Origin of the sequence: Microbacterium sp. NPDC097977 (assembly GCF_040302605.1) — a bacterium.
GTDB lineage: Bacteria > Actinomycetota > Actinomycetes > Actinomycetales > Microbacteriaceae > Microbacterium.
In genome coordinates, this window is record NZ_JBEOUR010000010.1 from 42,813 (window position 1) to 56,590 (window position 13,778).

Sequence of the window (13,778 nt, forward strand, 5' to 3'; positions counted from 1 at the left end):
TACAGGCTAATGCGCCGGACGCCCGCGCACGACATCGGATGCCGTGGCCGCCGCCGCTCGCTGTCGTAGGCTCGACGCATGACCGCCGCCGACCTCACCGCGATGGGCCGTGCCCTCGCGCTCGCCGCGGACGCGGCGGACGCCGCGGAGATCCCGGTCGGCGCCGTCGTGCTCGATCCCTCGGGGCGGATCGTCGCGGAGGGGCGGAACACCCGCGAGGCGACCCACGATCCGACCGGGCACGCCGAGGTCGAGGCGCTGCGCGCGGCTGCGGCATCCGCGGGCACCTGGAACCTCGAAGGCCACACACTCGTCGTGACCCTGGAGCCCTGTGTCATGTGTGCCGGTGCGATCCTGCAGTCGCGCATCGCGCGCGTCGTCTTCGGCGCCTGGGACGAGAAGGCCGGAGCCGCGGGGTCGATGTACGACGTGCTGCGCGATCGGCGCCTGCCGCACCGCGCCGAGGTGATCGGCGGGGTCGAGGCGGCGGCCGCCACGGCGCTGCTGCGCGACTTCTTCGAGCAACGGCGCTGACCGCCGGGCGCCGACCCTGCACAGGCGCACAGGCGCACAGGCGCACAGGCGCACAGGCGCACAGGCGCACAGGCGCACAGGCGCACAGGCGCACAGGCGCACGGGAGCACAGGCGCCGGACTCAGTCGGAGGACTTGAGCACGAACACGTCGGTCGACGGCTCGGGATCGATCGCGGGGCGGTAGACGTCCGGCTCGATGTAGATCACCCTGGCGATCGGCACGGCCTCGCGGATGCGGGCTTCGATCGCGTCGATGTCGTCGGCGGCCTCGCGCAGCGGCTTGTCGGCGTTGAGAGCGATCTTCGCCGCCACCATGAGCTCATCCGGACCCAGGTAGAGGGTCTTCATGTGGATGATCTTCTCGATCTCGTCGCCGGCGTTGATGGCGTCGACGATGCGGTCGTGGTCGGCGGGGGTCGCGCCCTCGCCCACGAGCAGGCTCTTGGTCTCGACTCCGAGCACGATCGCGATGAGCACCAGCAGGATGCCGATCATCAGCGTCCCGAGGGCATCGAACACGGGGTTGCCGGTGATGATCGTGAGGCCGACGCCGAGCAGGGCGAAGCTGAGTCCGGTCAGCGCCCCGACGTCTTCCAGCAGCACGACCGGCAGCTCCGGCGCCTTCGCGCGCCGGACGAACGACACCCACGACTGGTCGCGGTCGCGCACGAGGTTGCTCTCCTTGACCGCGGTGCGCAGCGAGAACGACTCCAGTCCGATCGCGACCACGAGCACGACGATCGGCAGCCACCACCAGGTCTTGTCGAGCTCGTGCGGGTGGGTGAGCTTGTCGATGGCCTCGTAGATGGCGAACAGGCCACCGACCGAGAACAGGATGATGGACACCACGAACGCGTAGACGTAGCGCTCGCGTCCGTAGCCGAAGGGGTGCGCTCTGTCGGCCTCGCGTCGGGCCTTGCGGCCGCCGAGCATGAGCAGCAGCTGATTGCCGGAGTCGGCGACCGAATGGATCGCCTCGGCGAGCATCGATGCCGAGCCGGAGAGCGCCCAGGCGAGGAACTTCGCCAGAGCGATGCCCAGATTCGCCAGGAACGCCGCGATGATCGCCTTGCCGCCACCCGATGCACTCATGCGACGAGTCTAGATCCGCTGGTCCGCGGACGCCGGAAGAGCCCGCCGTAGGATGACGACATGGCTGACTCCCTTCCCTCCCTCGCGTTCGTCGGTGCCGGTTCGATGGGAGGTGCGATCCTCCGCGGCGTGGTGGCCTCCGGCATTCCGGTGGACGGTGGCATCACCGCCACGAACCGCACGCCCGAGAAGGCGGCGGCGTTCGCCGATCTCGACGGCGTCAGGAGCATCGCGCTGTCGGAGACCGCCGACGGCAACGCCGAGGCGGTCGCCGATGCCCGGATCGTGCTGGTCGGCGTGAAGCCCGCCATGGTGCCCGATCTGCTGCGGGAGATCGCATCGCACCTGGCCGACGACGCGATCGTCGTGAGCCTCGCCGCCGGGGTCACCCTGCAGACGTTCGCCGACAACCTGGGCGCAGAGGTGCGGGTGATCCGCTCGATGCCGAACACCCCCTCGACGGTCGGCAAGGGTGTCACTGGTCTGGCCGCGGGGGCGGCGGCGTCCGCAGACGATCTCGCCCTCGTGCACCGCCTCTTCGAGACCGTGGGCGCGGTCGTCGAGGTTCCCGAGTCGCAGATCGACGCGCTCTCGACCATCTCGGGCTCGGGGCCCGCCTATGTCTACCTGCTGATCGAGGAGCTCACGAAGGCCGCTGTCGGCATGGGGTTCAGCGAGGCCGACGCCCGCCTGATGGCCGAGCAGACGTTCATCGGGGCCACCGCGCTGCTCGATGCCTCGGGGGAGGAGCCGGCTGAGCTGCGTCGTCGGGTCACCAGCCCGAAGGGCACCACCGAGCGGGCGGTCGCCGTGCTGCAGGACGCGCACCTGGACCGTACGTTCGCCGCAGCGGCCGATGCGGCCCTCGCGCGCGCACGAGAGCTCGCCGCCGGAGCCTGACGTGCGGGCGCGGTTCTCGGGGGCGATCTGGTTCTGGCGCGGTCCCGCGCCCTTCCACTTCGTCACCGTGCCGCCGGAGGAGAGCGCGATGATCGGCGAGGTGGCGAGCGCCGTCACCTACGGGTGGGGCATGATCCCCGCATCGGTGACGATCGGGGCCACCACGGTGACGACCGCGCTCTGGCCGAAGGACGGCGGCTACATCGTGCCGATCAAGAAGCTGCTGCAGGACCGCGAGAGCGTCACGATCGATGACATCGTCGACCTGACGCTCGACATCGACGCCTGACCGGCGACGACCGACGCCGAGACGCCGGGGAGCGGCTCAGCGGTCGAGGGCCGCGAAGCGCTCGATGTCGCTGTTGGTGCCCGACACGATGATGAGGTCGTGGTTGGTCACGATGGTGTTCGCCTCGGCGTAGCGGAACGGCTTGCCCGGGCTCTTCACGCCGACCACGGTGACCTTGTACTTGGTGCGCACGCCGGACTCGTTCAGGCCGACGCCGCGGATGAACTTCGGCGGGTACATCTTGGCCAGCACGAAGTCGTCGTCGAAGCGGATGAAGTCGAGCATCCGGCCGGAGACGAGGTGGGCGACACGTTCGCCGGCCTCGCGCTCGGGGTAGATGACGTGGTTCGCGCCCACGCGGGCCAGGATCTTCCCATGCGACTGCGAGACGGCCTTCGCCCAGATCTGCGGCACCTTGAGGTCGACGAGGTTGGCGGTGATCAGCACCGATGCCTCGATCGAGGATCCGACCGCGACGACCGCGACCTGGAAGTCCTGCGCGCCGATCTGGCGCAGGGCGTCGATGTTCTTGGCGTCGGCCTGCACCGTGTGGGTGACCCGGTCCGACCACTTCTGCACGAGTTCGAGGTTGTCGTCGATCGCGAGCACCTCGCGGTCGAGGCGGTCGAGCTCGCCCGCGCACGCGGCGCCGAACCGACCGAGACCGATGACGAGGACGGGAGCGTCCCCCCGGAGGACTTCAACCAACGATCGGCCTTTCCACGGGCAGTGAGTAGTACTGCGTTCGCGATGTCGCGGCGACGGCCGCGGCGAGAGTCACTGTACCAACGCGCCCCATGAAGATGGTGGTCGCGAGGACGTACGAGGCGGAATCGGGCAGCTCTGCCGTCAACCCGGTCGAGAGTCCCACGGTGCCGAAGGCCGAGATCACGTCGAAGAGCACATGGCTGATGTCGGCCTTGGTGATCTGGGAGATGATGATCGTCGACAGCGCCACGATCGTCGCGCCCCACGCCACGACGCTGAGCGCGACCCGCTGCACGTCGCTGGGGATGCGGCGGCCGAACGCCTCGACCGACTGGCGACCCTTCGCCTCCGACCAGACCGCGATGGCGAGCACGGCGAGCGTCGTCACCTTGATGCCGCCGGCGGTGGATGCCGAGCCGCCGCCGACGAACATCAGCATCGAGGCCGCGAGCAGCGACGAGCCGTTCAAGTCGTCCATCTCGATGACGTTGAAGCCGCCGGAGCGCGTCATCGCCGACAGGAAGAAGGCCTGGAAGGTCGTGTCGGCCGCGTCCATCGACCCGAAGGTCTTCGGGTTGGCGTATTCGAGCACGAGGAAGACGACGGCACCCAGCACGAACAGCAGCACGGTGGTGACGAGCGTGAGCTTGGTGTGCAGCGACCACTTCTTGACGTGCCACACGTGCTTGGCGAGCGTGTAGATCACGGGGAATCCGATGCTGCCGAGGAACACGCCGACCATCAGCAGGGAGAGCACGAGGTAGTCGTCGGCGAACACCGCGACGCCACCCGCGTTGGGGGCGAAGCCCGTGTTCGTGAACGCCATCGCGGCGAAGTACGGCGCCTCCCACAGAGCGGCGATCGGCTCGACGCCCGCCATGACGAGCGCCGGGTAGAGCAGGATCGCCAGGGCGCCTTCGATGATGAGGGCCGAGAGGGCGACGGTCATGAGCAGCTGACCGACCTCTCCGAGTCGCACGGTCTGGCTCTCGTTCACGACGCCGCCGTGTGCGCGCATCGGATTCGTGTCGCCGGCGGCCATGAGCTTCGCGCGCAGACCGAGGCGCTTGGAGATCAGCATCCCCATCAGCGAGGCGAGCGTCAGCACGCCGAGCGCACCGATGTTCACCCCGATGAAGATCAGCACGTGGCCGAACGGAGACCAGTGGGTCGCCATGTCGACCGTCGCGAGTCCCGTGACGCAGATCGTCGACACGGCGGTGAACAGGGCGTCCGCCAGCGGGGTGACCGTGCGCGTCGCGGAGGCGATCGGCAGCGACAGCAGCACGGTGAAGACGAGGATGAGCATCGCGAAGATCACGATCGCGAAGCGCGAGGGCGACGACGTGATGATGTGCTTGCTCCACGATGCGGCGTTCTGGAGCCGCTGTCGAGGCGACGACGCCGAAACGATGCCCGACATCGCGTCCCCCTTCGTTCTCTCCGTGCGGTGCGTGGCAGCACGACGTCGTTCGCCGAGCCTTCGTCATGGTACTCCGTGCCGGGGACGACTACCCTGATCACATGACGGACATCTTCGACGTGATCGCAGACGGTACGAGGCGCGACATCCTCCAGCTTCTCCTGCGTCGCACGACCGAAGGGGATGCCGGCACCAGCGTCAGCCATATCGTCGCCGATCTGGGCATCAGCCAGCCCACGGTCTCGAAGCATCTGAAGGTGCTGCGCGAAGCCGAGCTGGTCAGCGTCCGCGAAGACGGCCAGCGCCGCTTCTACAGCCTCGCCGTCGAGCCCCTCGAGGCCGTCGACGACTGGCTGGTCCCCTTCCTCATGGACGCGTACGGGAACGACGCGCCCGACATCGAGTACCCCGGCCAGCCGCTCCCCGACGGGGCCGCGCACGCGGCCGAGGTGGTGGGCCGCGCGGTCGCGTCCGCCAAGCACGTGGTCGACTCGGCGCTCAAGCGCTTCGGCGGCTGACAGCGCTGCCGCGGACCTGCGGCGGAATGCACATCGCCCCCGACGAATCGGGGGGCTCTTCGTCAGGGGCGAGGCCGCGGGCCCCAGCCCGCGTCGACTCTGACGGTGCCATCGTGAGTCGTGATCAGAGGTTCCCAGACGAAACTGGGCGGATCCGCCATACATCCTATGTCTGGGCTGAGACGAGGACGGTCGCTGGCGATGGGTGGCCGCCGCGGGCCTCATTGATCACACGGGCCACACGGGTTTACATGCGTCCCAGATAACCCATAGAGTGTGCACAAATCCAGAAAGGGGTACGTGGGATGCCCGAGGTTCCTGATGTCCGGTTCCTGACGGTGGCCGAGGTCGCCGAGCTCATGCGCGTGTCGAAGATGACCGTCTATCGGATGGTGCACGCGGGTGAGCTGCCAGCCATCCGCTTCGGTCGCAGCTTCCGCGTCCCCGAATCCGCTGTGGCCGATGCGCTGCAGCGGCCGATCGCCGACGTCGGTTGATCGGATCGAGGCCCTCCGCAGCACGTCTGTGCGTCGTCGATCGACGACGACGCATCGCGTACAGTGAAGGCGCCCCGGTTTGCTAGACTGATCCGAGGCATTTTTTCCGTGCCCGTACCCGGGTGTCCGTCACCGACGACACCCAGCCACTGACTTAGTGAGGTTTCCGTGGGTTCTGTCATCAAGAAGCGCCGCAAGCGCATGGCGAAGAAGAAGCACCGCAAGCTGCTTCGTAAGACTCGCCACCAGCGTCGCAACAAGAAGTAAGCGACCAGACACGAGCGCCTGTCTCCGGACGGGCGCTTTGTGTCTCTACCCCCGGTTTCCCCCTCGTCGCAGGAGCATGCCATGAAGTCGATCACCGTCACCGAGCTCGCAGAGCGCTCGAACACCCCGCTCATCGACGTGCGGGAGGTGCACGAATTCGCCGCGGGCCACGTTCCCGGCGCCGTCAACATCCCGATGTCGGAGATCGGCAACCGGCTCGAGGAGCTCCCCTCCGAGTCGTTCGACGTCATCTGCCAGGCCGGCGGCCGTTCGGCGCGTGTCGTCGAGGCGCTCGAGTCCCGCGGATACGACGCCACGAACGTCGAGGGCGGCACCGGCGAGTGGATCGCCCAGGGCCGCGACATCGAGATGCCCTCGGCGTGACCACGCTGACCCTGATCGGCAAGCCCGATTGCCATCTGTGCGACGTGGCCTCCGAGATCATCGATGCCGTCGTGGCCGAGCTTCCCGACGCCGCGGCTGAGCGCATCGAGGTCGTCGAGGCGTCGATCGCCGATGACCCGGCCCTCTACGAGCTGTGGTGGGAGAAGATCCCCGTCGTGCTGATCGACGGAGAGCTGCACGCGCACTGGCGTCTCTCCGCCGATCGCCTCAAGGAGTCCCTCGAAGCCGCGGTCAACGAGGACGCCCTGAAGAAGGAGTTCCGATGATCCGTCACATCGTCTCGTGGAAGCTCGCGGCCGAAGACTCCGACCTCCGCGCGGAGCAGGCCGCCGATGTCGCGCGCCGTCTGAACGCCCTCGACGGCGTGGTGCCGCAGCTGCGCGCGATCTCCGCCGGGGTGAACGTCGCTTACCCCGACACCAACTGGGACGTCACGCTCGTCGCGGACTTCGACTCGATCGCGGCGCTGGAGGAGTACCAGGTGCACCCCGCGCACGAAGAGGTCGTCGCGTACGTGCGCTCGGTCGTCGCCGCACGGGCCGCCGTCGACATCGAGATCTGAGACGGCGCCCCGGGGGCGTCGTCGGCAGAGGCAGGCGGAGGCACCGTGGGGGAGCTCGCCTGGCAGGGCGTGACCGTGGCATGGACGACTCCGTCACGGCTCGAGGGATTCGATGCGACCGACGTCCTCGCGATGGGGCGCGGCCAGCACGAACGCCTGCTCCAGCTCGGTGGTGCGCAGCGCCAGGGGTTCCTCGCCGGTAGAGCGCTGATCCGCGACCTCCTCCGTCGCGGCGACGCGGAGCGTGTCGTGGCGCTCGACAGCACCTGCGAACGATGCGGTGGGCCGCACGGCAGGCCGCGCACCGCGGGATCCTCGCTGAGCGTGAGCCACGGCGATGATCTCGTCGCGGTGGCGGTGGGCCCGGCATCCGTGTCTCTGGGGGTCGACGTCGAACCCCTCACCCACGCGAGCCGTCTCGCCGAGATCGCACCGCTCTTTCCCTCGGACGCTCCTGATCTCGCAGCCTGGACGCGCATCGAGGCGGCGGTGAAGGCCGATGGGCGCGGATTCGCGATCGACCCCGCCGAGGTGACTCTGCGCGTCCGATCGGATGCGTCGGCACCCGGGGTGTGGTCGGCCGTCCTTCCCCATCGCAGGGATCCGATCGACGTCGTCACGCTCGGCGGTCCCACCGGCCATGCGCTGAGCCTCGCCATCGGATCGCCTCGCTGACGGGAGCTCGCCCGGTTCAGGGGAGTGCGGGCAGTGCGCGCCCGTCGATCCACGAGCGGACCAGCTCGCGTGCCTGCCCGCCGGCGAGCTCGTCCACCAGCCCGAGGAAGTCGTCGCTCGTCACCGCGAGACCGGCGAACCGACTCGTCCACTCGCGGGTGAGGGCGAAGAACAGCTCGTCGCCGACCGTCAGGCGCAGAGCGTGCAGGGTGAGCGCACCCCGCTTGTAGACGCGGTCGTCGAACATGTCGTCCGCGCCCGGGTCGGAGAGCACGAGGTCGTGGGGGAGTGCCCGGAGCCGGGCGTGATGCTCCACGGCGTTCGCATGCGCCGTCGCACCGCCGCCCGCCTCCGACCACAGCCACTCCGAATAGCAGGCGTACCCCTCGTTGAGCCAGATGTCCTGCCAGCGGGCGACTCCCACGCTGTTGCCGAACCACTGGTGCGCGAGCTCATGGGCGATCAGGCGCTCGCTGCCGCCCCTCCCGTCGATGTGGTTCGCGCCGAAGATCGCCATGCCTTGGGCTTCGAGAGGGATCTCGAGGGCATCGGGGGTGACGACCACCTTGTACGACTCGTACGGGTAGGGGCCGAAGGCACCGACGAACGCCGACATCATCGCCGGGAGATCCGCGAAGTCCGCTCGCACGCGCGCGGCCAGAGAGCGCGGATGGAACAGACGTCCCGGTGTGTCCCCGAGAGCGACCCTGTCGTCGTCGTATTGGCCGATCTGCACCGTCATCAGATAGGTGGCCGTCGGTACCGGCTGCTCGAACGTCCAGCGGGTGCGACCGCGCTGCGTCGACCGGGTGGCGGCACCCCCGCTGATGACGGTGTACTCGGGGTCGGCGGTGAAGACGAGTCGGTACGTGGCCTTGTCGGAGGGGATGTCGTTGCACGGGAACCAGGTCGGCGCGCCGGTCGGCTGCGAGGCGACGATCACGCCGTCTTCGAGCTCCTCCCAGCCGAGCAGGCCCCATCGGGTGCGCCGCGGCCCCGGTGATCCGGTGTAGTCGATCGACACGGTGATCTCCCGGCCGCTGGCACGCTCGGCGCCGAAGATCACCTTCAGCCGCCGATCGTCCTGACGGAAGGATGCGGCGCGGTCGCCGGTCACGCGCACCTTCGTGGCCTTGAGGCCGATCAGGTCGAAGGAGATGTGCGCGGCCGACTCCTGCATCCGCAGTCGGACGGTGGCCGTGCCGACCAGACGATTGGTCGTGACGCGGTAGTCGATCGCGAGGTCGTAGTGCAGCACCCCGTAGCGTCGATCGCCGCTGTGCGGGGTGTAGGGGTCGACGGTCATGCGTCGGTCGCCTGGTACGAGCGCACCTTGACCGCTCGCCACGGGCCGATGGGATTGCCGCTCCACCGGCTGCCGACCGGCACGAACTCGCCCCGCATCACGAGCGAGGCGGGGCCGACCGTGGCATCCGCCCCGATCGTCGCCGCGGGCAGGATCACGCTGTGCGGACCCAGTGTCGCACCGTTCTCGAGGGTCACTGCGTCGATGCTCATCACTCGATCATGGAACAGATGCGTCTGAACCACACATCCGCGGTTGACCGTCGCGCCGTCGCCGAGCGTCACGAGGTCGGGTTCGGGCAGCCAGTAGCTGTCGGTCCACACGCCCCGCCCGATCTTCGCGCCGAGCGAGCGCAGCCAGATCGCCAGGGCCGGCGTGCCGGCGGCGGCGTTGGCGAACCAGGGGGCCGCGACCATCTCGGTGAACGTGTCAGACACCTCCGTGCGCCACACGAAGCTCGACCACAGCGGATGCTCTCCCGCGCGGATCGGCCCGACGATGAGCCATTTGGCGATGGTCGTGACGAGAGCGGCGACGGCGCCGGCCGCGAGCATCACGACACTCGAGAGGACGACGGCCCAGCCCAGGCCCCCGTTCTCGACGACAGCGGCCAGAGCCAGCATCACCGAGAGGCCGATCGCGCAGGTCACGAACACCGGGATGATGCGGCACGACTCCCACAGCGCACGGGCGAGGCGCAGACTCGCGCGCGGCCGATAGGTGCGCTCGAGGTCGGAGTCGTTGACCACCCGACGAAGGCGCGCCGCCGGCGAACCCAGCCAGGACGATCCGGCCTTGGCCTTGGGGGGAGCGACCGACAGCACGGCGACCAGGCCGTCGCGCGGCACGTTGTGGCCTCCTGCGGCCATGCCCGAGTTGCCCAGGAAGGCGCGCTTGCCGATCCGCGCTCTGCGCAACCGCATCCACCCGCCCCGCAGCTCGTAGGTCGCCACCATGGTGTCGTCGGCGAGAAACGCGCCGTCGGCGATCGTCGCGAGCGTCGGGATGAGGAGCACGGTCGACGCCTCGACGTCGCGACCGACGTCGGCGCCCAGTGCACGCAGCCAGATCGGGGTGACGATGCTGGAGTACAGCGGGAAGAGGAAGGTACGGGCGGAATCGAGCAGGCGCTCGGTCGTCCATGCCTGCCAGGCGACTCTCGAGCGCACCGGGTACACGCCCTCGGCGAGCCCGAGACCGAGCACGCGCACGAAGAGCAGCACCAGGCCGGCGAACACGAGACCGGCCACCAGCACCGCGGGCACCAGCAGCGCGAGGATGCCGGGGACCGCCGCGAGCAGCGAGTCGGAGCCTCGGATGCCGAGCACCAGGATCCCGGCCCCGGCGGCCAGCGAGATGACGGGGAGGAGGCCGAGAAGCGCCGACGACGCGGCGTACGCCCACAGCCACCGGACCCGGGTCGGCGGACGGTCGGGGGCGAACGGCGACGAGGTGCCGCCGATCCGAGCCGCCGGGGAGCCCGCCCATCGCTGCTTCGCGCGCACGCGCCCGAACACCGCCGACCCCGGGGCGATCTCCGCGCCGCGACCGATCTTCGTGCCGGGTGCGAGGGTGCTGCGCGCGCCGATGGTCGCGTCGGCGCCGATGCGGATGCCGCCGATGCGCACGGTGTCGCCGTCGATCCAATAGCCGGTGAGGTCGACCTCGGGTTCGATCGAGGCGCCGGGACCGATGTCGAGCATCCCCGTGATCGGGGGCACCGTGTGCAGGTCCACATCCCGGTGGATGCGGGCGCCGAGGGCTCGGGCGTAGTAGACGACCCAGGGAGCGCCGGCCAGCCCGACCGGATCCACCTGTTGGGCGATCTGCTCGGCGAGCCACAGTCGCAGGTGCACCCCGCCGCCGCGCGGGTAGTCGCCGGGGCGCAGTCCGGCGAGCAGCAGTCGGGCTGCGACCGCCGCGATCGTCATCTTGCCCAGCGGGGTCACGAACACGAGCAGCCCGACGATCACGGTCCACACGGGGACATCGGGCAGGAACTCGAATCCGGGCGAGAGCCGCAGGATCCAGCTCGCGGCGAGGAGGAAGAGCAGCCAGCGGATGCCGGTGAACACGAACAGCGGCAGACCGGCGATCGTCTGCACCCACTGCATCCGCCGCGGCGTGGGAACCGGCTGGCTGAAGACCCGCTGCTCGGTGTCGTCGTCGTCGGCATCCTCGTCGACGGCATCCGCCATCTGACGCAACCGCGGCAGGTCGTAGACATCGGTCATCGTGAACTCGGGGGCGCGAGTGCGCAGGCGCGACACCAGCTGGGCGGCGGCGAGCGAGCCCCCGCCGAGCTGGAAGAAGTCGGCGTCCTCGTCGTCCGGGCGGATGCCGAGCACGGCGAACCACTGCTCGGCGAGCCACGCGGCCGTGCCGGACAGCGAGGAGTCTCCCGCGTCGCCGGACTCGAGCGGCCAGGGAAGTGCGGCACGGTCGACCTTGCCCGAGGTGCGCACGGGCAGATCGTCGACGGTCGTGAGCAGCGGGATCAGCGGGGCGGGCAGCAGCGCGGCGAGCTCGGAGCGGGCGGTCTGCCGGTCGAAGCCCTCGTCCGGGACCACGTAGCCGACGAGGAGAGGAAGGCCGGCATCGGTCTTCTGCACGACCACTGCGGCGGCGGACACCGAGGTGAGGGCCTGGAGTGCGGTCTCGACCTCGCCCAGCTCGATGCGGCGGCCGCCGATCTTGACCTGGTCGTCGGCGCGGCCCTGGAAGATCAGTCCCTCGGGCTCCACGCGGACCACGTCGCCGGAGCGGTAGGCCCGCTCCCAACCGAGCGTCGGCATGGGCGCGTACTTCTCGGCATCCTTGGCGGGATCGAGATAGCGCGCCAGCCCGACACCCCCGATGATGAGCTCGCCCGCCTCGCCGTCGGCGACCCGATGCCCCTCGGCGTCGACGACGGCCAGCGACCAGCCGTCGAGCGGCAGGCCGATGCGCACCGGTCCGATGCCGTCCATGAGAGACGCGCAGGCGACGACCGTGGCCTCGGTCGGCCCGTACGTGTTCCACACCTCGCGCCCTTCGGAGGCCAGCCGCGCCACCAGCTCGGGAGGGCACGCCTCGCCGCCGAAGATCAGCAGCCGCACGTTCTCGATCGCGTCCTGCGGCCAGAGCGCCGCGAGGGTCGGCACCGTCGACACGACCGTGATGCCGTGGCCGAGCAGCCAGGGACCGAGGTCCTCGCCGGAGCGCACGAGCGCCCGGGGCGCCGGCACGAGGCAGGCGCCGTGCCCCCAGGCCAGCCACATCTCCTCGCACGACGCGTCGAACGCGACCGACAGCCCCGCCAGTACGCGGTCGCCCGGCCCGAGCGGTGCCTCCTGCAGGAAGAGGCGCGCCTCGGCGTCGACGAAGGCCGCGGCCGATCGATGAGAGACCGCCACACCCTTGGGCACCCCGGTCGAACCCGAGGTGAAGATGATCCAGGCGTCGTCCTCGGTGGTCGGCGGGGCGACGACCGGGATCGCGGAGGTGCTGGGGTGCGGAGACCCGCTGTCGAACAGCGCGGCGGATGCGACGCCCTCGGCAGGGCGATAGCCCGCATCGGTGATCGTGCCGGCGATGCCCGCCTCCCGGAACACGAGGTCCGCGCGCTCCTGCGGGTCATCGGCGTCGACCGGAACGTAGGCGGCGCCGGCCGCCATCGTGCCGAGGATCGCGATGTACAGCTCGCGGCGCCCCGACGTCATCCGGATGCCGACTCGGTCGCCCTGCCGCACCCCGTTCTCGTGGAGCATGGCCGCCGTGCGCCACACCCGTGCGAGCAGCTCGGCATAGCTGAGCGCGCCGTCGCCGTCTTCGACCGCGGAGGCATCGGGATACCGCGCCGTCGTGTCGCGCAGGACGTCGATCAGCGTGCGGGGGAGCGGTGCGTATTCGCCGCGATCGAGCGCCTCCTGCACGTCAGTGCGCAAGGAGATCGAGCAGTGCGGCCTTGGTCAGGCGCGAGTATCCGATGCGGCCCTGAGCGCGCGCCAGCGCGCGGAGCTCGACGACTGTCCGCGCGCTCAGGTCGTGCGCGGCGGCGTTCTCGGTCGGCGTCTGCGGGGCCGGCGACACGGGGACGGATGCGGCGGGTGCCTTCTTCTCGGGCGCCGCCTTCTTCGCGGGAGCCGCCTTCTTCTCGGTCGTCGACTTCTTCGCGGGCGTCTTCTTGTCGGGAGCTTTCGTCTTCTCGCTCTTCTTCACGGGCGCCGCCTTCGCCTCGGCAGCGGCGTGCAGCTTCGCACTCGCCTTCTGCAGTCGCTCCGTCGCGGCGACGGCGGACTTCGCGACCTTCTTCGGCCGGTCGGCGACCTTCTTCTTCGAGACCTTGGAGGCGTCCTTCGCGTCCTCGACGAGAGGCTTGAGCTTCTTCGCCGACTTTCCCGGCAGGTTCTTGATCAGCTTCTTGGCGTCTTTCGCGGCACGTGCGGCGGCATCGATGGCCGCCTCGGCGTCGCGGCGGGCTGCGGTCTTCTTGGCCATGATCGGGTCTCCTCGGAATCCGGAGCACAGAGGCTCACGCGTTCGGCACAGAGGATACTCAGGCAAGGTGAACAATGTGTGCTGCAGGTACCGCGATCGGCGTCGCGATCCGAGCTGTAACA

At 69.6% G+C, this 13,778-nt stretch carries 16 protein-coding genes; 10 read left to right on the forward strand and 6 right to left on the reverse strand.

Going from position 1 to position 13,778, the window contains the following annotated elements; genetic code table 11:
- Positions 1-78: 78 nt before the first annotated feature.
- Complete coding sequence (tadA, locus tag ABTZ43_RS04320) at positions 79-534, forward strand: tRNA adenosine(34) deaminase TadA (protein ID WP_056412541.1); 456 nt, start codon at positions 79-81, stop codon at positions 532-534.
- Positions 535-655: 121 nt separating this feature from the next.
- On the opposite strand, the gene ABTZ43_RS04325 is transcribed toward tadA, so the two are convergent.
- Entirely contained in the window at positions 656-1,627 is a 972-nt protein-coding gene (locus tag ABTZ43_RS04325; protein ID WP_056412538.1) for a cation diffusion facilitator family transporter, read from the reverse strand.
- A gap of 60 nt (positions 1,628-1,687) precedes the next feature.
- On the opposite strand from ABTZ43_RS04325, the gene proC reads away from it, so the two are divergent.
- Positions 1,688-2,527: a pyrroline-5-carboxylate reductase gene (proC, locus tag ABTZ43_RS04330; protein ID WP_350537934.1), complete on the forward strand. Its 840-nt coding sequence runs from the start codon at positions 1,688-1,690 to the stop codon at positions 2,525-2,527.
- 1 nt (position 2,528) lies between these two features.
- Positions 2,529-2,816, forward strand: a complete 288-nt coding sequence (locus ABTZ43_RS04335) for a DUF1905 domain-containing protein (RefSeq protein WP_350537935.1) — start codon at positions 2,529-2,531, stop codon at positions 2,814-2,816.
- 36 nt (positions 2,817-2,852) lie between these two features.
- Here the strand turns inward: ABTZ43_RS04335 and ABTZ43_RS04340 are convergent, their stop codons facing one another.
- Both ABTZ43_RS04340 and ABTZ43_RS04345 read right to left on the reverse strand, forming a co-directional pair.
- Positions 2,853-3,524 (reverse strand): potassium channel family protein, encoded by a 672-nt coding sequence (locus ABTZ43_RS04340; protein WP_045254746.1) that lies wholly within the window; start codon positions 3,522-3,524, stop codon positions 2,853-2,855.
- Entirely contained in the window at positions 3,517-4,947 is a 1,431-nt protein-coding gene (locus ABTZ43_RS04345; protein WP_314095544.1) for a TrkH family potassium uptake protein, read from the reverse strand. The genes ABTZ43_RS04340 and ABTZ43_RS04345 overlap by 8 nt, the downstream gene beginning before the upstream one ends.
- Positions 4,948-5,048: 101 nt before the next feature.
- Between ABTZ43_RS04345 and ABTZ43_RS04350 the strand changes: the two genes are divergently transcribed.
- The 7 genes from ABTZ43_RS04350 to ABTZ43_RS04380 all read left to right on the forward strand — a co-directional run bounded on the left by ABTZ43_RS04350 (position 5,049) and on the right by ABTZ43_RS04380 (position 7,871).
- Positions 5,049-5,465 (forward strand): ArsR/SmtB family transcription factor, encoded by a 417-nt coding sequence (locus tag ABTZ43_RS04350; protein WP_056412530.1) that lies wholly within the window; start codon positions 5,049-5,051, stop codon positions 5,463-5,465.
- Between the two features lie 305 nt (positions 5,466-5,770).
- On the forward strand, positions 5,771-5,962 hold the full coding sequence (locus tag ABTZ43_RS04355; protein WP_042538977.1) for a helix-turn-helix domain-containing protein: 192 nt from the start codon (positions 5,771-5,773) through the stop codon (positions 5,960-5,962).
- 168 nt (positions 5,963-6,130) lie between these two features.
- A complete protein-coding gene (locus ABTZ43_RS04360; RefSeq protein WP_003792170.1) occupies positions 6,131-6,229 on the forward strand; it encodes a 30S ribosomal protein bS22 in 99 nt (32 codons plus the stop codon).
- 81 nt (positions 6,230-6,310) lie between these two features.
- Positions 6,311-6,613 carry a rhodanese-like domain-containing protein gene (locus ABTZ43_RS04365; RefSeq protein WP_056412525.1) on the forward strand — a complete coding sequence of 101 codons (303 nt, stop codon included), beginning with the start codon at positions 6,311-6,313 and terminating at the stop codon, positions 6,611-6,613.
- Positions 6,610-6,900 carry a glutaredoxin family protein gene (locus tag ABTZ43_RS04370; protein WP_253385554.1) on the forward strand — a complete coding sequence of 97 codons (291 nt, stop codon included), beginning with the start codon at positions 6,610-6,612 and terminating at the stop codon, positions 6,898-6,900. Before ABTZ43_RS04365 ends, ABTZ43_RS04370 begins: the two co-directional genes overlap by 4 nt.
- Positions 6,897-7,196 (forward strand): Dabb family protein, encoded by a 300-nt coding sequence (locus ABTZ43_RS04375; RefSeq protein WP_253385555.1) that lies wholly within the window; start codon positions 6,897-6,899, stop codon positions 7,194-7,196. Before ABTZ43_RS04370 ends, ABTZ43_RS04375 begins: the two co-directional genes overlap by 4 nt.
- A 45-nt stretch (positions 7,197-7,241) precedes the next feature.
- Positions 7,242-7,871 (forward strand): 4'-phosphopantetheinyl transferase family protein, encoded by a 630-nt coding sequence (locus tag ABTZ43_RS04380; RefSeq protein ID WP_350537936.1) that lies wholly within the window; start codon positions 7,242-7,244, stop codon positions 7,869-7,871.
- Between the two features lie 16 nt (positions 7,872-7,887).
- On the opposite strand, the gene ABTZ43_RS04385 is transcribed toward ABTZ43_RS04380, so the two are convergent.
- The 3 genes from ABTZ43_RS04385 to ABTZ43_RS04395 are packed head-to-tail and all read right to left on the reverse strand — an operon-like array spanning position 7,888 to position 13,656.
- Positions 7,888-9,177: a M1 family metallopeptidase gene (locus ABTZ43_RS04385; protein WP_350537937.1), complete on the reverse strand. Its 1,290-nt coding sequence runs from the start codon at positions 9,175-9,177 to the stop codon at positions 7,888-7,890.
- Positions 9,174-13,103 carry a Pls/PosA family non-ribosomal peptide synthetase gene (locus ABTZ43_RS04390; protein WP_350537938.1) on the reverse strand — a complete coding sequence of 1,310 codons (3,930 nt, stop codon included), beginning with the start codon at positions 13,101-13,103 and terminating at the stop codon, positions 9,174-9,176. The genes ABTZ43_RS04385 and ABTZ43_RS04390 overlap by 4 nt, the downstream gene beginning before the upstream one ends.
- Complete coding sequence (locus ABTZ43_RS04395) at positions 13,093-13,656, reverse strand: hypothetical protein (protein WP_350537939.1); 564 nt, start codon at positions 13,654-13,656, stop codon at positions 13,093-13,095. The genes ABTZ43_RS04390 and ABTZ43_RS04395 overlap by 11 nt, the downstream gene beginning before the upstream one ends.
- Positions 13,657-13,778: the final 122 nt, after the last annotated feature.

Bases quoted from the DNA above. Each gene is read 5' to 3' on its own strand.
- tadA (WP_056412541.1), top strand. From the start codon at position 79: ATGACCGCCGCCGACCTCACCGCGATGGGCCGTGCCCTCGCGCTCGCC.
- ABTZ43_RS04325 (WP_056412538.1), bottom strand. From the start codon at position 1,627: ATGAGTGCATCGGGTGGCGGCAAGGCGATCATCGCGGCGTTCCTGGCG.
- proC (WP_350537934.1), top strand. From the start codon at position 1,688: ATGGCTGACTCCCTTCCCTCCCTCGCGTTCGTCGGTGCCGGTTCGATG.
- ABTZ43_RS04345 (WP_314095544.1), bottom strand. From the start codon at position 4,947: ATGTCGGGCATCGTTTCGGCGTCGTCGCCTCGACAGCGGCTCCAGAAC.
- ABTZ43_RS04350 (WP_056412530.1), top strand. From the start codon at position 5,049: ATGACGGACATCTTCGACGTGATCGCAGACGGTACGAGGCGCGACATC.
- ABTZ43_RS04355 (WP_042538977.1), top strand. From the start codon at position 5,771: ATGCCCGAGGTTCCTGATGTCCGGTTCCTGACGGTGGCCGAGGTCGCC.
- ABTZ43_RS04365 (WP_056412525.1), top strand. From the start codon at position 6,311: ATGAAGTCGATCACCGTCACCGAGCTCGCAGAGCGCTCGAACACCCCG.
- ABTZ43_RS04375 (WP_253385555.1), top strand. From the start codon at position 6,897: ATGATCCGTCACATCGTCTCGTGGAAGCTCGCGGCCGAAGACTCCGAC.
- ABTZ43_RS04385 (WP_350537937.1), bottom strand. From the start codon at position 9,177: ATGACCGTCGACCCCTACACCCCGCACAGCGGCGATCGACGCTACGGG.
- ABTZ43_RS04395 (WP_350537939.1), bottom strand. From the start codon at position 13,656: ATGGCCAAGAAGACCGCAGCCCGCCGCGACGCCGAGGCGGCCATCGAT.